This is a genomic window from Bacteroides celer, from assembly GCF_002632415.2.
Classification (GTDB): Bacteria; Bacteroidota; Bacteroidia; order Bacteroidales; family Bacteroidaceae; genus Bacteroides.
On the sequence record NZ_CP178209.1, the window covers coordinates 103,748 to 127,573 of the forward strand.

Annotated in this window: 16 protein-coding genes and 1 pseudogene; 13 read left to right on the forward strand and 4 right to left on the reverse strand. The window is 40.8% G+C overall.

Annotated elements, in window-relative coordinates:
• Positions 1–48: 48 nt before the first annotated feature.
• Entirely contained in the window at positions 49–2,565 is a 2,517-nt protein-coding gene (locus CJF29_RS00300) for a glycoside hydrolase family 31 protein (RefSeq protein WP_074556608.1), read from the forward strand.
• Positions 2,566–2,611: 46 nt separating this feature from the next.
• Here the strand turns inward: CJF29_RS00300 and CJF29_RS00305 are convergent, their stop codons facing one another.
• On the reverse strand, positions 2,612–3,925 hold the full coding sequence (locus CJF29_RS00305; RefSeq protein WP_255299376.1) for an ATP-binding protein: 1,314 nt from the start codon (positions 3,923–3,925) through the stop codon (positions 2,612–2,614).
• Positions 3,926–4,027: 102 nt separating this feature from the next.
• On the opposite strand from CJF29_RS00305, the gene CJF29_RS00310 reads away from it, so the two are divergent.
• The 3 genes from CJF29_RS00310 to tnpC all read left to right on the forward strand — a co-directional run bounded on the left by CJF29_RS00310 (position 4,028) and on the right by tnpC (position 6,609).
• A complete protein-coding gene (locus CJF29_RS00310) occupies positions 4,028–4,396 on the forward strand; it encodes a hypothetical protein (RefSeq protein WP_170834904.1) in 369 nt (122 codons plus the stop codon).
• 1 nt (position 4,397) lies between these two features.
• Positions 4,398–4,742 (forward strand): IS66 family insertion sequence element accessory protein TnpB, encoded by a 345-nt coding sequence (gene tnpB / locus CJF29_RS00315; RefSeq protein WP_004297053.1) that lies wholly within the window; start codon positions 4,398–4,400, stop codon positions 4,740–4,742.
• Between the two features lie 88 nt (positions 4,743–4,830).
• On the forward strand, positions 4,831–6,609 hold the full coding sequence (tnpC, locus tag CJF29_RS00320) for an IS66 family transposase (RefSeq protein ID WP_004300191.1): 1,779 nt from the start codon (positions 4,831–4,833) through the stop codon (positions 6,607–6,609).
• A gap of 27 nt (positions 6,610–6,636) precedes the next feature.
• Here tnpC and CJF29_RS00325 read toward each other — a convergent pair whose 3' ends face one another.
• Positions 6,637–9,429, reverse strand: coding sequence for a two-component regulator propeller domain-containing protein (locus CJF29_RS00325; RefSeq protein WP_255299458.1), 2,793 nt, complete (start codon positions 9,427–9,429; stop codon positions 6,637–6,639).
• Positions 9,430–9,761: 332 nt separating this feature from the next.
• On the opposite strand from CJF29_RS00325, the gene CJF29_RS00330 reads away from it, so the two are divergent.
• Together CJF29_RS00330 and CJF29_RS00335 are read left to right on the forward strand one after the other, a co-directional pair.
• Positions 9,762–10,961, forward strand: a complete 1,200-nt coding sequence (locus CJF29_RS00330) for a glycoside hydrolase family 88 protein (RefSeq protein WP_099147642.1) — start codon at positions 9,762–9,764, stop codon at positions 10,959–10,961.
• Positions 10,962–11,250: 289 nt separating this feature from the next.
• Positions 11,251–11,634: pseudogene (locus CJF29_RS00335) on the forward strand (alginate lyase family protein); the annotation flags it as partial.
• 111 nt (positions 11,635–11,745) lie between these two features.
• Here CJF29_RS00335 and CJF29_RS00340 read toward each other — a convergent pair.
• Positions 11,746–12,720 (reverse strand): IS982 family transposase, encoded by a 975-nt coding sequence (locus tag CJF29_RS00340; protein WP_004310694.1) that lies wholly within the window; start codon positions 12,718–12,720, stop codon positions 11,746–11,748.
• A gap of 61 nt (positions 12,721–12,781) precedes the next feature.
• Between CJF29_RS00340 and CJF29_RS00345 the strand changes: the two genes are divergently transcribed.
• The 7 genes from CJF29_RS00345 to CJF29_RS00375 all read left to right on the forward strand — a co-directional run bounded on the left by CJF29_RS00345 (position 12,782) and on the right by CJF29_RS00375 (position 22,751).
• A complete protein-coding gene (locus CJF29_RS00345) occupies positions 12,782–13,267 on the forward strand; it encodes a hypothetical protein (protein WP_099146361.1) in 486 nt (161 codons plus the stop codon).
• Positions 13,268–13,291: 24 nt separating this feature from the next.
• The gene (locus tag CJF29_RS00350; protein WP_074635808.1) at positions 13,292–16,384 is read left to right on the forward strand and encodes a SusC/RagA family TonB-linked outer membrane protein; all 3,093 of its coding nucleotides are present in this window, start codon (positions 13,292–13,294) and stop codon (positions 16,382–16,384) included.
• Between the two features lie 11 nt (positions 16,385–16,395).
• Positions 16,396–18,117 carry a RagB/SusD family nutrient uptake outer membrane protein gene (locus CJF29_RS00355; protein WP_074556604.1) on the forward strand — a complete coding sequence of 574 codons (1,722 nt, stop codon included), beginning with the start codon at positions 16,396–16,398 and terminating at the stop codon, positions 18,115–18,117.
• A gap of 46 nt (positions 18,118–18,163) precedes the next feature.
• Entirely contained in the window at positions 18,164–18,475 is a 312-nt protein-coding gene (rhaM, locus tag CJF29_RS00360; RefSeq protein WP_074556603.1) for an L-rhamnose mutarotase, read from the forward strand.
• 27 nt (positions 18,476–18,502) lie between these two features.
• Positions 18,503–19,987, forward strand: a complete 1,485-nt coding sequence (locus CJF29_RS00365) for an alginate lyase family protein (protein WP_074556602.1) — start codon at positions 18,503–18,505, stop codon at positions 19,985–19,987.
• Between the two features lie 17 nt (positions 19,988–20,004).
• Positions 20,005–21,246: a BACON domain-containing protein gene (locus CJF29_RS00370; protein WP_074556601.1), complete on the forward strand. Its 1,242-nt coding sequence runs from the start codon at positions 20,005–20,007 to the stop codon at positions 21,244–21,246.
• A gap of 71 nt (positions 21,247–21,317) precedes the next feature.
• Entirely contained in the window at positions 21,318–22,751 is a 1,434-nt protein-coding gene (locus tag CJF29_RS00375; RefSeq protein WP_099146360.1) for a sialate O-acetylesterase, read from the forward strand.
• A gap of 188 nt (positions 22,752–22,939) precedes the next feature.
• Here CJF29_RS00375 and CJF29_RS00380 read toward each other — a convergent pair whose 3' ends face one another.
• Entirely contained in the window at positions 22,940–23,812 is an 873-nt protein-coding gene (locus CJF29_RS00380; RefSeq protein WP_009001257.1) for an endonuclease/exonuclease/phosphatase family protein, read from the reverse strand.
• Positions 23,813–23,826 lie beyond the last annotated feature (14 nt).

Sequence of the window (23,826 nt, forward strand, 5' to 3'; positions counted from 1 at the left end):
AATTGCGCATGCTTAGCTGAATAAATCGGCTGTGGCAGAATAACTAAAATGATAGGTATGAAGATTAGATATAGGTTATGGGTGTGGGTATTGTGTCTGATGTTTCCAACATGGGTATGGGCGGAAAATGCGATATATACATGCACTTCTTTTACACAACAAGGACGTCAGGTGACTTTTCACCTGACGGACAGTGCTGCGTTGCAGTTACAGCTTTGTAGCCCTTCGGTAGTCAAAGTTTGGTTTTCGCCCGATGGACAGCTGCAACGGAAGAATGCCTCTTTTGCAGTGATTAATGAAGAGTTGGAAGATGTAGGAACCGTCCATGTGGACGAACAGGCAGCCTGTTATGAGATCTTTACTCCGAAATTGCGTATTCGGGTAAATAAATCTCCGTTGAGTCTTCAGATATTTGATAAGTATCAGAAACTCCTGTTTAGTGATTATGCCGACAAGGGGCATGTGAGTGAAGGAACAAAGAAGACGGAATATAAAGTGCTCCGTCGTGACGAGCATTTTTTCGGACTGGGAGAAAAGACAGGAAAGATGGACCGTCGTGGCGAATCTTATAAAATGTGGAATAGTGACAAACCCTGTTACAGTATAGTGGAAGATCCGCTCTACAAGAGTATTCCTTTCTTTATGAGCAGTTATCGGTATGGTATTTTTCTTGATAATACGTACAAAACGGAATTCAAGTTCGGTACGGAAAGTCGCGGCTATTACAGCTTTGAAGCTCCGAACGGTGAAATGATCTACTATTTTATCTTCGGCAAGGACTATAAGGAAATTATCGGCCAATACGTCGGACTGACGGGCAAACCTATCATGCCGCCGAAATGGGCGCTGGGTTTTGCTCAATGCCGTGGTCTGCTGACAAGCGAAAAGCTAAGTCGCGAAATAGCCGAGGGTTACCGGAAACGTGGAATCCCTTGTGATATTATCTATCAGGACATCGGCTGGACGGAATACTTGCAGGATTTCGAATGGCGCAAAGGAAACTATGAGAATCCAAAGAAGATGCTTTCGGATTTGAAAGGGATGGGTTTTAAGGTAGTCGTATCTCAAGATCCGGTAATTGCACAAGCCAACAAAAAGCAATGGGAAGAAGCGGATCGTTTGGGTTATTTTGTAAAGGACAGTACGAACGGTAAAAGCTACGATATGCCCTGGCCTTGGGGTGGCAACTGTGGAGTGGTGGATTTCACCTTGCCTGCCGTAGCCGACTGGTGGGGAACTTATCAGCAGAAACCAATTGACGACGGTATCTCCGGCTTCTGGACGGACATGGGCGAACCTGCCTGGAGTAACGAAGAGCAGACGGAACGTCTCGTCATGAAACACTATCTGGGTATGCACGATGAAATCCATAATGTCTATGGATTGACTTGGGATAAAGTGGTGAAAGAACAATTTGAAAAGAGGAATCCGGACCGTCGTGTGTTCCAAATGACCCGTGCTGCTTATGCCGGATTGCAACGTTATACGTTTGGTTGGACAGGTGATAGCGGGAACGGAGATGATGTGTTGCAAGGCTGGGGACAGTTAGCCAATCAGATTCCCGTAATGCTTTCCGCCGGTTTAGGACTGATACCGTTTTCTTCCTGTGACATTACTGGTTACTGTGGAGATATTGAAGATTATCCGGCTATGGCCGAACTCTATACCCGTTGGATACAGTTCGGGGCATTTAATCCTTTGAGCCGTATTCACCACGAGGGAGACAATCCGGTGGAACCGTGGCTTTTCGGTCCCGAAGCAGAAAAGAACGCAAAGGCGGCTATCGAGTTGAAATATCGTTTATTGCCCTATATCTATACCTATGCCCGCGAAGCTTATGATACAGGATTGCCTATCATGCGCCCTCTGTTTCTCGAATATCCAATGGATATGGAAACATTTTCTACGGATGCCCAATTTATGTTCGGTCGTGAATTGCTGGTAGCTCCTGTGGTGAAGAAAGGCGCTCGTACCAAAAATGTCTATCTGCCCGAAGGTACATGGATTGACTATAATAACAAGAAGACGGTTTATACCGGAGAGCAATGGACTACGGTTGATGCTCCCTTGTCCTCCGTTCCTATGTTTGTGAAGCAAGGTTCTATCATCCCCACCATACCGGTGATGAACTACACCCATGAGAAACCGGTATATCCACTAACTCTTGAAGTTTTCCCTGCACAAGAGGGTGCACAGGCTACCTTTACTCTCTACGAAGATGAAGGAGAAAACTTAGGATATCAGCGCGATGAATTTGTCAAAACGCCGATTGTTTGTAATACTTTGGCAAATGGATATGAATTGACCGTCTCTGCCCGTGAAGGAAAAGGCTACACTGTTCCCGGTCCGAGAAATCTATTATTCCGTATTTATTCTGCGAAAGCTCCGAAAGAGGTAACTGCTAAAGGAAAGAAGATAAAGAAGGTAAAACCGGAACGATTAGAAGAAGATTTAGAGAATGACACGGAATCTATACTATGGAGTTGGGATAAAGAAACTGGTATATGTAGTGTGCGCATGCCTGATAAAGGTATTGATGAGCAGATTATGATTACTTTTAAATAAGTGGTGAAGCGTGCAAGACAAAAGTATCTTGCACGCATCCATATTACTATATTGAGTGATTATCTTTTTGTTCCTGGTGAAACTTACGATAAGCAGTAGGAGACATTCCGAAATACTCTTTAAAGCTTTTTCCAAAATAGTTTAATGAACTGAAACCCAGTTGGAAACTGATATCACTAATGTTGTATTCTTCATTCTCCCGAAGCATTTTTGCAGCAGTTTTCAGTTTTATATTTTGAATAAAATAATGAGGAGATTCCCCTGTTATCTTTTTCATTTTCAGGAATAGCTTTGTCCGGCTTAGTCCTAATTCTGAACATAACAGGGTGACGTTAATATCTCCGTTTCCTTTTTCCAACTTGGTTTGTACAATTCTTATTATATGATCGATGAAATCTTGGTCGAGCTTATTGTTGGTCAGTTGCTCTGCACTATTGTTTTCTAAAGTTTTGTATCGTTCCTGTAATTTTCGTCTGTTATTTAGTAGGTTAATGCATTTAGCGATTAGAATTCTGATATTAAATGGTTTGGTGATATAATCATCGGCTCCACAATTGAGTCCTTTAATATTATGTTCCACACTACTAAGTGCAGTGAGCAGAATGACCGGAATATGGCTGGTGTCAAAATGAGACTTTATCCTCGCACATAGATTTATACCGGAGATGCCGGGCATCATCACATCTGATAAAATAAGATCCGGTGAATTGAGCTGTGCGATTTTGAATGCATCTTCGCCATTCTTTGCTTCATAGATTTCAAAGATGGGTTCAAATATCTCTATGAGTAATTTCCTCAATTCATCGTCATCCTCAACGATAAGTAAAGTCGATGAATGATCGAAATCCTTTTTCTGCTGTATGATGAAATCTTCCAGGTTTTCCAAGCTCTCTTCTTCATTCTCTATACTAATCGGGCTATTGATTATCCCTGTGTTCCTTTGATTCTCTATGATGGTGATGTTTTTATCTTCTTTAAAGTACTCATTACCGATTGGTAATTCGACAATGAATGAACTACCTTTTCCTACTTCACTTTCAACCGTTATTTGTCCATGATGTGCCTTTACAATATTGAGTGACAGTGATAAGCCTATCCCTGTTCCGGTGTTGGATAGTTCTCTGTTTACAGAGTTGTTTACCTGAAAGAAACGTTCAAAGATTCGTTCTGTCATGTCTTTGGGTATCCCAATGCCGGAATCATTGAATGTTATAATTACGGAAGACGCAGAAGTCGTTATTTTAATCTCGACTGTTCCATTTTCCGGAGTGAATTTGAAAGCATTCGATAGAATGTTATTGAAAACCTTTTGTAGTTGTACTTCATCAAACCACGTGTATTGGCTCTTTTGGTCGAACACAAAATTGAAATGAATATTCTTTAGGTAACCATTCTATTTTCCGCCTTGACATAAGTTGTTAGCCGCCATATCTTTGCGCCGTAACCTTTAACAAGAATGATTATGGCAAAAGAAAAAGTAAACTATCAGGAGGTATATGACCTCTACCAGTTATGCAGCGAGACCAAAGATCTTCGAGAGTTCTGTGCTGATTATGGTGTAAATTACGACAAGTTCATGAACTGGCAGCGTCACCAGTTGTGGAGTGAGAAGTTAGGCAAGACAGTCCAGGTTGAGCAGCCCAAGGTTGCCAAAGTCCAGATAACCGGGAAACCATGCAATAGTCCAACTGTGAAGTTGGACGTGAAACATCCTGAAGGTGAACCACCAATAAAATGGATCAAGTTACAGCTGGCGTCTGGCGCAACACTGTTCCTGAGAAACACCACCGTTCTTGATTTGAGCCTGTTGCTTAATAAAATGATAGGATGATATGCTTGGACTGAGTGCTAACCTTAACTATTACCTGTTTAACGGTAATGTTGATTTGCGGAAAGGCATTTTCCGTCTGTGTGAGAGTATAAGGGAAGAAATGTCCCTTGACCCGAGCGATGCGTCCAATGTATATATGTTCATGTCCCGGAACCGAAAGGTTGTGAAGATACTTCATTACGAACGCGGTTTTTATGTGCTTTACGAAAAACGTCCTGTTATGGGCAAATTCAAGAAACCTGTATTTGATGAAGTCTCCAGGTGCTACCGGATACAGTGGTCGGACATGGCTTATCTTACGGAAAGCATTGTAGTTGACAAGATGTACGTTAGTCCGAAAGGCTAATATTAACATACTGATTATCAACAGGATAGTATAAAAAATAAACGGTAAAAAGTTTGCGTAAGTGCCTGATTTTTCGTACCTTTATATCATGATTGATGAAAGAGCATACGAGTTACTTTGCTGCCAGCTGGGTCTGGCGAATGAGGAAAAGGCAGGTCTTCGCAAACAGAATAAAGAATTGATTGCGAGGCTTGAGTCTATTGAAGAATCCAACAGGGAGAACTCTAAAAATCTGATAGATACCATCAATGATCTCAAAGATACCATCGAAAAGCAGTCAACCACGGTTGAACATTACAGGAAAGAAATGGAACTTATGAGAAAGCAGCTTGAAGCAAAGGATGAGGTGAACAGGATGCTGGCAAACGAGATCTCCAATCTCAGACTTCAGCTTGAGGACAGCAGGAAACACCGTTTCGGCCGTACTTCCGAGCAAAGAAGGCTGTTGAACAACCGTAATCTCGACAAGTCCGCTCTGGAACAATCCGAGTATGACGGTTCTGACAGGAAGGATGATAATAATAAGACCGATGATAACGAAACCGGCAGCAATACCTCTTCCGGCAACATACCTGCCCAGAACAGCAAACCTTCAAGGAGAAAGGAAACCGCACCACGTGCCGGGAAAACAAAATTGAAAGTTGACAAGGTGGTAGTACATGAAGTGGACGAGTATTACACGCTTCCAGAAGGGGGACGGTTTATGAACCGCAACGGTATGCCTGATGTGTGGGAATACAGGGTCATAGAACATGTAAGGGCTTATAACGTGGAGCATGTTTACAAGGTGGCAAGGGTAAAGCTTGCGGACGGCACTTTCACAAGCACCATGGAACATCCGCTGAAAAACCTTGGAGGTATCTTCTCTCCTGAACTGCTTGCCCGTCTGCTTTGTCTGAAATATGACTTCAGCATGCCTGAGAACAGACAGATAAGACTGCTTGCAAGAGAGGGTATCCACATAAGCAATACCACGCTGAACAGCTATATCCATAACGGAATCGCCAAACTAAGGGAGTTCATGGAAGATGTCTTCAAGGAGTTTGTACAGAGAGCTAATTACCTTATGGTTGATGAGACTACTGAGCTTGTTGGAGTGGAAACAAAGGAAGGTAAGGCTTACAGGAGAAAGTACTTATGGGCTTTCTTTGCCAAGCATATTAAGATGGTCTATTATCACTATAATAACGGCAGCAGGTCGTCCGATGCGGCAAAATCATTCCTGGAATATTTTATGGGAACCATATCCACTGACGGATATACGGTTTACAGGATGTTTGACGGAGACGACTCAAAGGTGCTTCATATAGGATGCTGGACGCATTGTAGAAGGTTGTGGGTTGATGCCCTGCCTTCAGACAGAACAGCGATGGACATAATAGATCCTATCGGTGAGATGTTCAGAAATGAAGACCTGTTCCGTATGATGAAACTCAGCGGTGAGCAGATTAAGGAAAGAAGGCTTAAGCTAACAGGACCGATTCTTGAACGTATCCATCATAAGGTGGTCATTATGATGCAGGATGCGAAGATTATGGCTAACGAACTGATGAGAAAGGCCGTGAACTATACGATAAACCAGTGGAAATCCTTGAGAAATATCCTCAAGGACGGTTCAGCAGAAATCTCGAACAACCTCTGTGAGCAAAGGATGAAACCTGTAAAGCTGCTGCTCAAGAACTGTATGAACGTTGGCAGTGAGGATGCGGCAGAAAACTCTGCATTCACCTTCTCTCTGATAGAAAGCTGTAAGTTGAACGGCATAGACCCTCAGAATTACCTGAAACACTTGTTTGAATGTATTCTTCATGGTAAGGACTGCGACAAGAAGGCTCTTCTGCCATGTTTCTATAAACCGGAATGTTAAAACAAAAATATTTTCTTACGGGCATTTTTATTTTATCGGCTGAAAGACAGCCGATAAAATTGGCGTGGCGGAAAATAGTATGGTTACATTCTTTAGTTCGGCATAGCTAACGAAAGAATCATATATTTCCTGTGTGAATAAAACGATATCTTGCTGTTTGATTCTTAACGTGAAATTTTCTTTGTTATATTTCAGGAAGTCGAGTAGTTCATTGATTAAAGCACCCATTTTGGCAGCCCTGTTATGTACCTCACGCAAGCTGTTCTGGATAGTAGCCAATGAGTAATTTGACATAAGAATAAGTTCCAGTTGTCCGGATATTAATGCGATCGGTGTTTTTAACTCATGTGATATATTTTCAAGGAAACGCATTTTGGATTCATTTATCGCGTCTTTTTGCAGTTTATCCCGCCTTTCAAGTTCCAGTGAATTTCTTAACAATAGCTTGGAACGGTAGAAATAGGCAATGCTGATAATGATGGCTAATATTAGCAACGTATATAATAGATAAGCGTACCAGGTGGCATAAACAGGAGGGATAATCGTGATCCCCAGACTGATTTCATTAAGTTCGGCTTCATCTTTAAAAGAAATGTTTCTTACTTTTAGCTTATAGTCTCCATAAGGTAAGTTCATGTAGTTGATTGATTTTTGGGGATGAAATTCAATCCAGCTATTGTTATAGCCATCCAGTTTATACTGATATCTGGATTGTCCGAGATTTACGAAGTCGTTGGTTCCGATTTCGACAGATATATTATTCTCATGATGCTTCAACCTGATGCAGTCTGTTGCAAAAAGAGAACGAGATAATATTCGGGAAGAATCATTTACCGACACTTCTTTATTATTAACAAATAGTTTGGAGAAGAACATTTTAGTGGATAGACTTTCTGGAAACAAATTCTTTTCAGAAATCATGGCAAGGCCGTTTATTCCTCCCATGATGATACGGTTATCACTGCTTTTCATTATGTCACCCGGAATCATTGACGGTAAGACGAATTTGTTTTGTGACTTATAATTATAGCTTCTTTTTGTTTTGAGATCGATATGGGATAAGCCGTTTGCACTGGTGACCAAAAGCTGATGATCGGACAGAGGATAAACGGCGCTTAGATAATCACTGTCGAGATTGCTGTTTTTGCTGTTTATCTGTTCGAGCCTATCTTGAGTAGGATGATAAATAAGAATACCTGCGCCTAATGTGGTGGCTATGATGCGATTGCTATTATCTTGAATAAGAGACGTAATGGTATTCTTGGAAGAAGCGGTGATTTTAGCAAGATATTTGTCAAGACTGCGTACATAATTCTGTTTGATACTGTAATAGCACAGGTTATTCCCTCCAATCCACAAGTTGTCCTGCTTGTCTATCATCAATGAGTTTACAGCATAGATGTATTTGTCGAGAAGATGTATCTTTTGAATGCTGCCATCTTCCAGATTCATATAATATACTCCCGAAAGCGTGCCCAGATATAAGATATTTTTGTGACGGATGATAGCCTGAACGATTTCCGACCGTTTTGTATGGTCGGATGGATCGATTGTGAAATGTTTGAATTCTTTTCTGTCAATCGAGTAACTGCAAAGTCCGCCGAGATGAGTCCCGATCCATATTGTACTGGATGTATCATCATAATATAAGGTCTTGATATTGTTGTGGGATATTGTGTTGTTCTCTTTCGTATAGTATGTATATGCATCTGTTTCGGGTAGGTAGGATACCAACCCGTCTCCTTCTGTACTGATCCATATCCGTCCTGTCTTGTCTTCTATAATTTTGCTGATTACGGGTCCGATACCGGCATGTCCCAGTTTCAGATTATTATATTCAAAGATGTCAGTATGCGGATTGTAGTAATCCAACCCTCCATAGTAGGTACCGAACCACATTGTGCCTTGATCGTCTTTCATGATAATCCAGACAGAGAGGTTGCTTAGTCCCGCACTACCCTCTTTTTCCAGACCATAAAAACTGATATCACCTGTTTGCGAGTTGATGACATTCAATCCCAACATGGTTCCTATCCAGATATTTCCGTTGTTGTCTTCACATACTGTTCTTACATAATTGCTGGCTAAGGTAGGCTCCGTATATTGGATAACGTCGCCCGATGGAGTTAGTTTGAATAATCCTTCATTCAGGGTGCTCACCCAGATGTTGTTCCGGCTATCTTCGTTTATCGATATAATTTCACTGCGGGTAGTCAGTACTTTCTGTTGCCTGCCTGATGGATCAATGGTAAATACCCCGTCATGTTTGGTGCCGATATATAATAATTTGCCGGACGTTTCTCTCAGCGATGAGATACTTAGGTTGTTGCCATCAATTTTGTATTTGGCCTGACATATACCTTCTTTATAATTATAGACGCTATCCAATAAACCGATCCATAATGAGTTGGTACCATAATTGAAGGCGATGGACGGCAATATCTGTGTGTTGGGCTGGCTGAATATGATACGGCTTTCCTCTTTTATCAGGTCATATTCAATGATGCTGTAATCCGTATTGACATATAAGTGGCCTTTCTTATCCCCACAGATTGTCGGAACAAGGTTGGACTGTATCCAGTTGTTTATTCCCATGAAGTTGACAGATTCGATATAATTTCCATTATATTTCTTCACACCGTCTTTAGTTCCAATCCATAAGATACCCGATTCATCCTGATAAAGTCCGTTAATCGTAATCTGGGGAAACATGGAATTGAGTGATAAATGCTGGAAGTTTATCGTCTCGAATCCAGCGATGGATGAGACGCATGAAACCAGCATAAATATAATAGCGACTAGTCTGTTATGTTCAGGCATATATTAAAAGCGTTAATTAAGTTTCTATTGTTTTCGGAACTTCCTATATTTAGTTTTGGTATTAATCTTAGGGATTCATATAATGGGGGACTATTATTATATATCTTATATCTGATAGCAGGTTCGATAATTACAAATGTATCGTTATTTTTTGAGATAATGAAACAAAAAACGGTTTGTAATAGGGATATGAACAAAATTATAGAACCTTTGGAACTTTTTTATCCAATGCTGCTTCCTGTAATCTCCTACTTTTGCTCTTGCTATCAGGAGAAAACCTTTGGATGGATCTTTAAATTTTTAATATATCTCAAATTATAAGCAAAGAAAATATGAAAAATTATGTGGCAATATGTCTGCTCTCATTGATGGTATCAGGATGTACGACAACCTTGGAACCTTCTATGGAACACATGGTCGATTATGCCTTGAACCGGGCGGTAGAACAATATAAGCATATGTATTCTGTTATGGATTCTATCCCGGAAATGTTACCCCGTTCGATAGATAAAAATGGCGCGCTTGAAACCTCGGATTCTTATTTCTGGACGAGTGGCTTTTATCCCGGGACTCTTTGGTATTTGTATGAATATACTGGAGATGAGCAGCTCAAGGAGATGGCTTCCAAGATGAGTGATAGAGTCGAGATCCAGAAGTATAATAAAGATAACCATGATGTCGGTTTTATGATAAACTGTTCTTTCGGAAATAAATACCGGCTATTGGGTGATACTTCCTGCATGGATATAGTCACTACTACAGCCCGATCATTATCTACACGTTACCGTTCTGCTGTAGGATGCACACGTTCATGGAGTCATCCGGGCACTTTGCATTGGCAGTTTCCTGTAATCATTGACAATATGATGAACCTTGAATTACTTTGTCGAGCAACGGAGTTCTCGGTTGATAAACGTTTCTATGATATGGCAATTTCTCATGCTGACAAAACAATGGAGAATCATTTCAGACCGGATTATAGTTGTTATCACGTGGTGAATTATGATACAATCAGCGGCAATGCACTTCAGAAATGTACATGGCAAGGGTATAGTGACGAATCAGTATGGAGCAGGGGGCAGTCTTGGGCATTGTATGGATATACTATGATGTATCGGGAAACGAAACAACCACGTTATCTGGAACAGGCAAAGCATATTGCCGGCTTCCTTCTTAATCATCCGAAGATGCCTCAGGACAAGATTCCTTATTGGGACTTTGACGATCCAAAAGTTCCGGATGCCTTGAGAGATGCTTCAGCCGCTGCCATTATGGCTTCTGCTTTACTGGAACTGTCGGGTTATGTAGACAAGGTAACCGGACAAGGATATATCGCTGTTGCCGAAACACAGCTTAGAACACTGGCTTCGGACGAGTATCTGGCAAAGCCGGGAGAAAACTGTAATTTCATACTTAAACACAGTGTAGGCTTTTTGCCGCAGAATAGCGAAGTGGATGTACCTCTGACTTATGCAGATTATTATTTTGTAGAAGCATTAATGAGGTATAGAGCCATGCACTTGAAAGAATAGAGTTACTAACTAAAATCATTACTATATGAAAAACAAGTTGATGAAGGTATCATTGTTACTGTTTTTGATGGTTCTCATCGCAGGCAAGTCACTTTCTCAGAACCAATCGGTTAGAATTAAAGCGGGACATCCCCGCCTGATTCTGTCGGGTACGGACATTGAGTTGATGCGGGGAAATGCTCTTTCGGATATTGAGCCTTGGAAAACAGCTTGGAAAAAACTGAAAGGTGAAATAGACGGTTATGCAGACAAGAAATGGAAACCGAATGTGTATCGGGGAGATGCCAGTATGTCTTTCTACAAAGCTGCTATACGTGACGGGTCGGCTGCAAGAGATTTGGCAATTGGCTATCAGATCACTAAAGATAAACGCTATGCGCACAAAGCCATTGAAATAATCAATGAGTGGTCTTCTCCTAAAAATGCTCCGGGCACTTATTTCGATCCGGATAAATTCTATCCTAATACCGGTATGTTGGTTTCACGTGGCGTATTTGCGTTCCTTTATGCCTATGATTTGCTTTGCGCGGATAACTTGATAGAAAAAAGTAAGCAGATACAATTTGAGGCATGGCTCCGAATATTGCTTCCTCATATAGAAGAAGGCGTGAAACGCTGGGTGGAGAATGACTACTTTGGAAAACAATATTTTCAGAATCATATAGTTGCGGAAGTTGTGGGGTTGATGTCTATTGGTATTATTTTGCGTGATAATGAGCTGGTGAATTATGTATATGACGGAGAAACAAATCCACATAATATAAGGAAGGACCCGTTGGCGGAATTAAATAAGCGCATATTTAAGTCTGCCAATAGGTTTGTTGTTAATGTGGTTTATATATTGAAGGATTGTAAATGCACTTATTTTCCCGAGTATTCTGGTAAACAATCCTACTGTATCTTTAGCATAATTTCTCACTATCATGAACTGATCGCATAGTTGTGAGAAATCCGTTTCGATTCTTTTCCTGGCTTTAGCAAATGGGATGAATGTAGGACTCCAGTCCTTTTGGTTCAGTCTATATGGAACTTCAAGTCTTATATTTGCAGTCTCAAACAAATCCAGTTGCACATTCTTACTAATATATCCTCTATCTCCGAAAATGCTGCAGTCATGATATTCATATCTGATATTTTTAAGATAATTGATATCGTGAACACTTGCTTTTGTCAGGTCAAAGGAATGGATAACTCCACTTAAACCGCAAATAGCGTGTAATTTATATCCATAGTAATAATTCTTCTGAGAGGCACAATATCCGAATGATGGAGCTTTACTATAATCGTTTCTGCCCATTTTACAACGTTTCCCTCTAGCTACCCGGCATACCTCTATAGGTTTTGAATCAATACAGAAATATTCTTCACCACCATCTATCTTCTCAGCTATTCTTTTACGGATAGTGTCGCATAAGGTTGATGTAGTTTTACGCCTGTCATTATACTGGCGTCTTGAAATCAGATTGGGCATTTTATCCTTATACTCAGAAAGTCTAATGAAAAGATTACTTTCACTATCTATACCCATGGCTTCGGATGTAAGGTTCAAAGCTATAACTTCTATATCTGAAAACTTGGGAACAACACCTGGACGAGGAATATTTCCCTTCTCATTTATGAGGTTATCGCCAAATTGCTTGCAAATCTTAAGAATTTTACTGAATATTGTATATAAGTTGTGCATATATTGATGATATATTAAAGGTTTGACCATCTCTAATATACTATAAATCAATAATATGCACAACTTTTTAAACATCAATATATTATCTTTTTAATTCCGCCAACGGGTAAGGAAGGTAATTGAGGGTATCATTTTGATGAAAGGACAACCGCCTTACTGTGGTGAACCCGGCTCATGGCCAACACAAGATGGAGAGATAATGGATCGTTACAGGCATTTTGCATTGACTCATTACGGACAGACTACGAAGCCGAACAGAGCCTTACAGTATGCAGGATTATCGACTAATTTGCTAATGATAGCAGCAGAAATGGGACGTTTGAACGGGCTGGATCTTCATCATTATGTAGCTCCTACCGGTGAGAGTATTAAATTGCCTTTACTCTTCTATGCTGATTTTTATATCACTAAAGATGCTTCTATCAAGGGAGGATTCTATACAGGTGAAGACTCTTGGATTAACTACAACGATCAATCAGTATTTACACTGTGGGAGGTAGGGCATGCCCGTTATCCGGAGGAGAAAGTCTTTAATGAAGTTTTGCGTACCAATGATCGTACGGCTCATAACCTGCATTTGTTAGGTCCGGTGGTTTTGACTCATGGACGCTGTATTGAATAAAATAATCTTTAATAATTAATATCTATGAAACAGAGAAACATCAGTAAAGGAATATATTCATTATATGTGATTATGTTCATGCTCATGATCCCGATAGGAGATCTGTGGGCTCAAGATCCGTTAAATATAAGCGGTAAAGTCGTAGATGTGAACAATGAGCCCCTGATTGGAGCTACCGTTCAGGTAAAAGGGAAGCAAACGGGGACTATCACTAATATAGAGGGGCGGTTTTCTGTCAATGTTCAGGCAAAAGATATACTTGTCATTTCTTATATGGGATATGCTTCTCAGGAAATGATTGCATCAAAGGCTAATGGAGCGACTATTACTCTGGTTGAGGATGGGAAAACACTGGAAGAAGTGGTGGTAGTAGGATACGCCACCCAGAAAAAAGTGAATCTGACAGGTTCGGTATCTACGGTGAATCTGGCAGAACAGGCTGAAAGCCGCCCGATGACCAGCCTTTCAACCGGATTGGCAGGATTAAGTTCGGGACTGTATGTCAATCAGGGATCAGCCCGTCCTAATAACGATGGAGCTACCTTGCTTATCAGAGGACAGGGAACTCTGAATAATTCTTCGCCATTGATTATTATTGATGGGGCAGAAGGAAATATAAATGAGGTTAACCCACAGGATGTAGAATCAGTATCTGTACTGAAAGATGCGTCATCTTCTGCTATCTATGGTTCAAGAGCTGCCAATGGAGTCATTTTAATAACGACCAAGAAAGGCTCGGAAGGCAAAGCGTCGATTTCCTATAATGGGTATGTTTCTTTCCAGAAACCTTCGAATACAATTGAAACTGTATACAACTATGCCGATTATATGGAGTATTATAACGAAGCGGCTTATAATGTTGACCCGACGGCAATGCCGGTATATTCGGAACGGAAAATAGCGGAATGGAGAGTTCACCCCAATGAACCTTACTTGTATCCGAACACAAAGTGGGAGGATGAAGTTTTTTCAACAGGGGTGTCTACTAATCATAATTTATCATTCTCTGTCGGAAACCAGAAACTGAAAGCATTTGGCTCTGTGGCTTATCTGAACAATCCGGGTATTGTGGAGAATTCGGCTTATGAGAGATTTACTGCCCGTCTGAACGTGAATGCCGAACTAAAGCCTTGGATTACAATGGGGATGAATATCAGCGGTCTGAAATCAAATGCCGAGATGGGTTCCAAATACATGAGTTCGCTTTTTAGTAACATCTCCAGTCCCGGTATTGTCTACCGGCATCCGGATGGCAGGTATGGATCTGCCGAGAATCCGGAGGAAAATCAGCAGGTACAAAGTCCTCTTTATCATCTGAATATGTATCAGGGAGATATTGAAGTTAATAATCTCACTTCCCGTTTCTGGGCGAATATAAAGGTTTTCAAAGGTTTAAATATAGAGGCTTCTTACACGTATCGCCGTAATAATCTGCAAGAGGAAGAGACTCCGGTTTATGCTGACCGTTGGAGTTTTCAATCCAACACAATAACCCAGATGGCAGCCGGTAGAACGTTTGTAAGGAATAAGAATTGGACTAATACGCATCATGTAGCTGATGTGGTAGCTCGCTATCAGAAGACTTTTTTTGATAAGCTGGATGTAGGCATATTGGCGGGAGCCAGTCAGGAAAAGGATAATGTAAAATGGTTTGAGGCGAAGAGATACGATCTTCTTGCAGATAATTTGTCGGTCATTAATGGTGCCACCGGGGATTCTGAAACAAGTGGGGCTGCCACAGACTGGGTGATGCGTTCTTATTTCGGACGAATAAATCTGTCATGGGCGGACAAATATCTGTTTGAAGGGAATATTCGTCGGGACGGTTCTTCCCGCTTCCATAAAGATCACCGGTGGGGGACGTTCCCTTCCTTCTCCTTGGGATGGCGTATGTCGGAAGAAAACTTTATGAATTCAATTAAATGGCTGGATATGTTGAAGTTGAGGCTTTCATGGGGTGCATTGGGTAATAATGCGGTAGATAATTATGAATACCAGTCTGTGTACAATAAAGATAATTATGTCTTAGGAAACTCTGTTGTGCCGGGGTTGGCACAGATACAGTTAGCTAATGCGTTGGTTTCATGGGAAACGACCTATGTCACCAATATCGGACTTGACTTCAGTCTTTTTGGCTCAAAGTTGGATGGAACAATAGAATTTTTCAATAAAGATACACATGATATTCTTATCGATCTGCCGGCACCATTGCTTGTTGGTAATGCGTCTATCCCTACTCAAAATGCAGCAAGAGTGCGGAATAGAGGTATGGAGATGAATCTGAAGTGGAATCATAGGATTGGTAAAGTAAACTATTTTGTGGGTGGTAATTTTACTTTCATAGATAATGAAGTAACCCGGTTTAAAGGAGAGGAAAGATCGATTTCGGGGACGAACATGATTCAGGAAGGCTATCCTATCAATATTCAATATGTATTGGCGGTAGACCGGATTCTTCAAACGGACGAAGATATGTTGTTTGTTGAAAAGATGATTAAAGACGCACCGGTCGATCCTGCTACCGGACAACGTGTTAACCCGTTTGCTTCTTATGGAACTCCGAAGAAAGGCGATTTCTTATATAAAGATTTGAATGGTGACGGTGTCATCGACGATAATGATAAATATGCAGTAGGGCATGGACTTGCTCCCCGTCTGACGTATGGCTTCTCCTTAGGGGCAGAATGGAATGGATTCGACTTCTCTTGTTTGTTCCAGGGAAATGCCGGTTTGCAGGTATATTGGCAAGATAAATTCTATATGGGATATATTAATTATGGAGATGTAATCAACAAAGAAATAGCCGAAGGTGCCTGGCGGGAAGGGCGTACAAATGCCACTTATCCCAGATTACTGACCGGGTTGAATACGTTAAATGCCCAGCCGAGTGATTTTTGGGTTCAGAATAAGTCATATTTGCGATTAAAGAATGTTCAGATAGGGTACAAGATTCCTAAGAAACTTCTTCAAAAGCTGGATATATCCCAACTTCGACTATACACAAGTTTGGAGAATATGCTAACTTTTACTTCCTATAAAGGGATTGATCCGGAGATAAGTGGTACAACTTATCCGACGATGAAGCAGATAACGGTAGGTGTGAATGTAGTCTTTTAAAAAATACGATTATGAAAACAGTCAATTATATTATGGTAGCGGTTGCCGTGACACTGGGATTCAGCAGCTGTTATGATCTGGATGTGGCTCCGTATGATAAGGTCGCTCAAAATAACTATTGGAAAACGGAAGCCGATGCCAAATCGGGAGTTATGGGGGTATATGCCCAACTGAAGGATTATGGTGCTTATGGCTATATGCCTCTTTTCGACACTTACTCGGATATAGGTCACGGACCGGGCGGACCTGTTGAACAGGGCACATATAACGGTGCGTATGATTTCCTGGTGCAAAATTGGCGGGACACTTATGATGGTGTGCAGCGTGCCAATACCGTTATTAAGAATGTATCGGGTATGTCAATTGACGACCAGGTGAAAAATAACGTCTTGGGAGAAGCTCATTTTCTGCGGGCTTTGTATTATTTCCATTTAGCTGATTTTTTTGGCGGAGTACCTATCTATGATGAGAGTTGGGAAGTCTCCGAATCTTTCAATGAAATGTTGCTGCCTCGTAATTCAAGAGAGGAAGTTTGGAATTTCATTATTAAAGATCTGACTTTTGCTATTGCAAACCTTCCTCTCAAATGGGCGGTCTCCGACTATGGAAGGGCGACAAAGGGAGCGGCTTATGCATTACGTGGAAAAGCATATCTTTATACAAAGAATTGGTCTGAAGCGATTGCCGATTTTGAGGAAATTGTATATAACAAAACCAATCAGTATGGTTATCAATTGTATCCGGATTATCTGACTTTGTTCACTTCGGCAGGACCGGTTCCTAATGATAATGAAACGGTATTTGCCATTCAAAATAAAGGTACTACTGACAATTTGTATGGTATGCCGCTTTGTACTTTGTATGGAACACGCGGCTCTTATGGCGGTGGTCGTGCTACTTGTATGCCGTCGGTAACTTTGGCGGATATGTATGAAGAGAAGGATGGACAGAAGTTTAACTGGAATAATTATATTCCCGGATATAATGAAAGTGATGCAGTGAAGAAAAAAGCGTTTCAGGCAACCTTGAATTCGACCAAACAGAAATTGGAAACAATCCCTGATACCACTCTGTTAGGTGAGATTTACAGAGGAAGAGATCCGAGAATGATGCAGTCATTGATTGTTCCTTACTCTTATTATAATGGCTATATAGTGGGAACAGGGGCTAAAAAGCAATTGTATGCGATTGCGGCAGGTACTACGGTGGCCAATGGTTTTATTCAGAATGACAGAGGCTGGAATGTGTATTTTTACCGGAAGTTTGTCCCGATTGAAGATATGGGTGGTGCTATCACCAATCGTAATTACACTCCTATCAACTTCCCTATCATTCGTTTTGCAGATGTATTATTGATGCTGGCTGAAGCTTATAATGAAGATAACCAATTGGACAAGGCTGTCGCTGAACTGAATAAGGTAAGAAAAAGACAGTCAACGAATATGCCGGCATTAAATAGCGGACCGGTCTGGTTACAGGTTTCAGATAAAGAGGATATGTTCGAGCGTATTATGCACGAGCGGGCTGTGGAACTTGTTGGTGAAGGACATCGTTTCAGTGATTTAAGACGTTGGGGGTTGGCTGTGCAATATCTGAATAATCGTCAGGAGAAAGACTTTACCGGAGAGATTCGCTTTACCCGTAAGTTTACGGAAAGAGATTATCTGTGGCCCATCCCAAGTGAAGAAATTCAGCGGAATCCGGCTCTGAAACCTAATAATCCGGGATGGTAACTTGTCCGTTTTTTGTATGTACTTAGTAAACAAATGGAGGTAAACAATGAAAAGAGAAGCTTTTAAAATGTATTTGAAACCCGGTTTTGAAAAAGAATATCAAAAGCGGCATAGCGAAATATGGCCTGAACTGGTAAAGCTTTTGAAGGCGAACGGAGTGTCCGATTATTCTATATTCTGGGATCAGGAAACGAATGTATTGTATGCTGTGCAGAAGAATGATGGTGCAGGTTCGCAAGATATGGGCGATAATGAAATCGTGAAAAAATGGTGGGACTATATGGCGGATATCATGGCAGTTAATCCGGATAATTCACCTGTCAGTATTCCATCGGAAGAAGTTTTTTATATGGAATAAGAACGTTAACTATTAAACGAAAATAATATGAAATTAGGATATAAACATTCGATCATCCTGACTTTGCTGTTGTTAGCACAGATGCTTATGGCGTGTAATGATAATGCGAAGAATACGGAAATAGCTTTAGTTTCAGATGATGCCGTTAGTATTGGATATGGTGGCGGGGAAGAATTGATTAAGTTTATTTGCTATGATAACTGGACAATTTCATCAGATGTGTCGTGGATAACATTTGGGGGGCCGACAGAGGGTAGCGGCAATGCAATTATAAAGATTCATATAGAGAAAAATACATCTGGAGGGGATCGTACGGGAAAGCTCTCTATTACTTGTGGAGGTAACATAAAGATAATAGAAATCAGACAATCTATAAAAACGATTGATATAGAACATAAACATCCTTCTATCCTTTATACCAAAGAGGAATTATTGAATATAAAACAAATGGTTGAAGGCAACAGTTCGGCAAGTATAACAACGACCTACAACAATCTGATGAAGCGCTGTAACAATGCACTGACTTATACGGCGACTCCTTATACGGGACAAGATCCTACAAAGTTTATTGAAGAGAGTTATGTTCCCGGATCAAACTCCCGCGATCTGGCTTTGGCATACTGGTTTACAGGGGATAAAAAATATGCCCGGAAATCAATTGAAATAATAGAGGCTTGGGCGAAAGCGTGTAAAGACATTAGTTATGTGGCTGATGCGGGCAGTGCGATGTATCTTACCAGAGGTATGTATCCAATGGTTTGTGCTTATGATATGCTGATTTCGGAGAATATCATGAGTGATGAGACAAAGAAGAATATAACAGATTGGTTACAGGTGCTATATAGGGAAGGGATGATTAGTATCAATTTGTGGGAAGATAACGATTACTTTAATAAGCAATATTACCAGAATCATCTTGTAGCCCATTCAATGGGAATACTGATGCTCGGACTGGTTACAGATGATGATGAATTGGTTCAGTTCGCTATTGATTCTCCTGCAAACCCAAGGGATGTAAAAGAACTGTTAAGCGGCTGTATATTGATGGATGGCGATACTCCGTGCTCAAGAGAAAAAGCAGGTTCGGCTCCTCCTGTGAAGGGGGAAATTTATGATCGTTACCGTCACGACACAGGGCCATTAAAGGGATTGCAATATACGCATCTCACACTCACATTATTGTCTACAACTGCTCGTATGTGCTATAATAACGGGTTGGATTTGTTTGCGTATACAGCTCCGACCGGAGAGAATTTACGTTACTGTTTTGAGTATTACAGTGATTTCTACCGGTCTATGGATTCATGTATAAAGTCAGGATATTATTGTGGTGAAACGGAACGTATGACAAAAGCCGGTGATAATCCGGGTATGTATGAAATGGGGTTGCGATATTATCCGGATAGCGAACCTATCAGGCAATTGATAAACTCGGGTACATTCAACAGAGAGTCGTCATATATGGACTTATTGGGATATACCCGGCTTCTTTCAGCAGAAATTAATGAATAATTCAAAAGCGATAGATTATGAGAAAATATATTTCAGACCATTGGATAAAGTCATTTATGATAATGATAGGCATCGGGCTATTCGGAGTGTCTGCCGGAGTTTTGCAATCATGTGACGATGATGATGAAATACAGAACAAACCGACGCTTTATATCATAACGGAAGATATTGAAGCTCTTAGCACTTATGGGGGAACTATACCGATAGAATTCCTTTGTAATTTGGACTGGCAGGTATCAACAGATGCCGCTTGGATTACTTTGGATGCTAAGGCAGGCAGTCAGAGTGCTACCATAAATGCAAAGGTTACTAAAAATGATGAAGGGGTGGACAGAATGGGTGTGATTAAGATAGTGGCCGGTGAATTGGAAAAAAGATTGAATATTCATCAGAAATATAGAGATACTTCTACGCCACAGTTAAGCATCACTACCAAAAGTCCTATCAAACTGGATTTTGAGGGTGGAAGAAACTCTATATCTTTCGTTTGTAATGTCGGTTGGGAGGCTTCAACCGATGTAGAGTGGATTAGTTTTACCAGCGAAACCGCGGGCTTGGAGGATGGAACCTTGAATTTTGTAGTGGAAAAGAATGGGGGTGATGTGATCCGGGAAGGAAAGATTACTATTACTGCTCAGGGTATCACTAAAAGTGTAGATATTGTTCAGCAAACTGAAGCAATGGGGGGAGTGAACTTATTGGATACTCCTGAAGAAGATTACAGCTTTGAGAGAATTACTACCAACAAATATTGGCCGGCTCTTGGAGAATGGGGTGGATCGGATAGTCAGGGGATTGGTAAATTCGGAGCAAGTGCCACTGCCGTCCGGGTTGCTGCAAACTCGCCTATACCTCATACCGGATCATCTTATTTATTCGTACGTATGCGTGAGAACGAAACTGCCAATTCTTTAGACTGGTTATGGAGAAAGGTGAAAGGGTTGACTCCAGGCAAGTCTTATACATTTTCCTTCTGGTTCAAGACTCCTTCAGCGGTGGAAATGCCTCAGCCGGGAAATATCAGGCTTGGTGCGGTGATTAATGAAACGGACATACCGACATTATCCAATCCATTGGCTCCGGAAGTTACTTTTGGATTTGTTGCGGCTTCCGATGGCGTTTTAAGCAGTTCTGATGAGCATAAGAAAGTTTCTTATACTTTCACTATGCCTGCTGATAAGACAGATGTATATATTGTTTGGAGAAGAAATGGAAATCAACAGCCGTTCCTTGACGATATGAGTTTGGTAATGAATTAACGGATATGAACGAATCTTGGCCCAGGGGTACAATTTTAATGTAATCCTGGGCCAAACTTTATATGAACAATATGAAAAAGCTTCTAAGTATTTTGATTTTATGCTTCTGTTTTTCATCTTTTATACAGGGAAAGATTAAATTACCTGCTATGATGGGAGATCATATGATACTCCAGCAAAATAGTAGCGTTAAACTGTGGGGATGGGCGGATAATAAGAAAGTTACTGTTACTACCTCCTGGAATAATCAGACTTATCAGGTACTAACGGATAAGAACGGAGCCTGGTTGGTTAAGGTGAATACTCCTGGGGCAAGCTATACTCCTTATTTCATTACAATTAGTGATGGAGAGGAGGTTATCCTTTCAGATATATTGATAGGGGAGGTTTGGATTTGTTCCGGTCAATCTAATATGGATATGCGTATGATGGGAAATACGGGACAGCCTATTGATCGTTCATTGGAGACAATTCTGCATGCTGGTAATTATCGTAACCGTATCCGCTTTATTGCTGTTTCAAGAACGAAAGATGTACAGCAACGAACTGATTTTGAAGGGAGAAAATGGGAGGTATCGGCACCGGAAGCGATCATGACTTGTAGTGCGGTTGCTTATTTCTTTGCAAAACAAGTCACAGAAGTGCTCGATATTCCGGTAGGGCTGGTTATTAGTAGCTGGGGAGGTTCCCGGATAGAATCATGGATGAATGAGAAAACATTAGCTTCTATTGATGGAGTAGACATAGAGGCTGTCAGAAGTTCGAAATTAAAAATGCATCATCGCTTGGAGTGCATGTACGATACCATGTTGTGGCCTGTGAGGAACTTTACCGCACGTGGTTTCCTTTGGTATCAAGGGGAGTCGAATATCTTCAACTATTACTGTTATGCTCCGATGATGACTGCTATGGTTCAGTTATGGAGAGAGGTTTGGGAAGCACCGGATATGCCTTTTTATTATGTCCAGATTGCTCCTCATAAGTATAAAGATAGTCAGGATACAGATGCAGCTTTATTAAGAGAAGCGCAGACAAAAGCTCTTGAAGCGATACCCAATTCCGGTATGGTTTCTACTACCGACATTGGTGATGAGTTTTGTATTCATCCACCTCAAAAAGACATAGTAGGGCTTCGTTTGGCTACTCTGGCTTTAACTAAAACATATAACATTTGTAGACTTCCACCTACTGGGCCGACGATGACGAAAGTCGATTACTTAGAGGGTAAGGCAATTGTCACTTTTGATAATGCTTCTGCCGGATTAACGCCGGCATTCTGTAACTTGGAAGGATTTGAGATTGCAGGAGCTGATAAGAAATTTTATCCGGCTCAAGCACAAATTGTAGATCGTACACCCACAGTGAGAGTTTGGAGTGAACAAGTCAATCAACCGATAGCTGTGCGGTATGCTTTTCGTAACTATGTAGGAAATGTCTTACTGCGTAATACTTTTGGATTGGCTGCATTTCCTTTTCGGACGGATGCGTGGGATGATGTGAAATAAAGAAGATGTTTTGTATTGGATATACAACTTAATGCTTAGAGTCAGCAATCAATTTCTTTTGTATGCTGTTCCGAAAAGTGATTACTTTCAGAAAATATATTCAGGATAATTGATAATATTTTCTTTATGATAGCCCATAAGAAATAAGTTTGATATTATCCTGAATAATATTATCATAATACAGTTTTTTACTTTCTATTAAACCTTAATACTGCCTTTACCGGGAAATGATCCGAAGGAATATGAGATTCATACTTTCCAGTAGTTTCGTTCTTGGTGCGATAAGTATCTGTTAATACACCGTATTTCTCTACAGTAAAATTGGGGGTTACGAAGATATGGTCAATACGGTTCGGAGTATATGTATTCGGATTCCAGCCTGTACATGTCCCATTAGTCGCATATCTCATTTGAGCTACCTCGTAAGAATCTGATAATATTCCGGATTCATGAAGAACCTGATAACTTTCACTGGTTTGGTCTACATTGAAATCACCTGTCAGTATAACGGGATCTTTGCCGCACATTTCCTTAATTTTGCTAATAACCAGTTTGGCACTTTCTCGGCGGGCTACCACTCCGATATGATCCATGTGCAGATTAAAGAACCAGAATTTGAACTTACCGGTTTTGTCTTTGAATTCTCCCCACGTGCAGATGCGGGTATAAGCAGCATCCCATCCTTTATTTGGCTTTGTAGTGTCTTCCGACAACCAGAAGTTGCCGGACTTGAGTAGCTTGAATTTATCTTTCCGATAGAAAATAGGAGCATATTCTCCTTTTGTCTTGCCGTCATCCCGTCCTACACCTATGTAGTTGTACGCAGGCAGAGCGTTGAGCATGTCTTCCAGTTGATTATGTTTCACTTCCTGTGCTCCAAAAATATCGAAGTCATGGAAAGTGATTAACTGGGTAAGTACCGGGCAGCGTTGTTCCCAGCCATTTCCCGCTTTGGCATCGTTGGGATTACTGTTTCGTACGTTGTAGGAGGCTACATTTAGTTGCTGCGCATTCAGTATTGACACACCACAGAGCGTCAATACAATCAAAAGTTTTCTCATTGTCTTTTTATTGT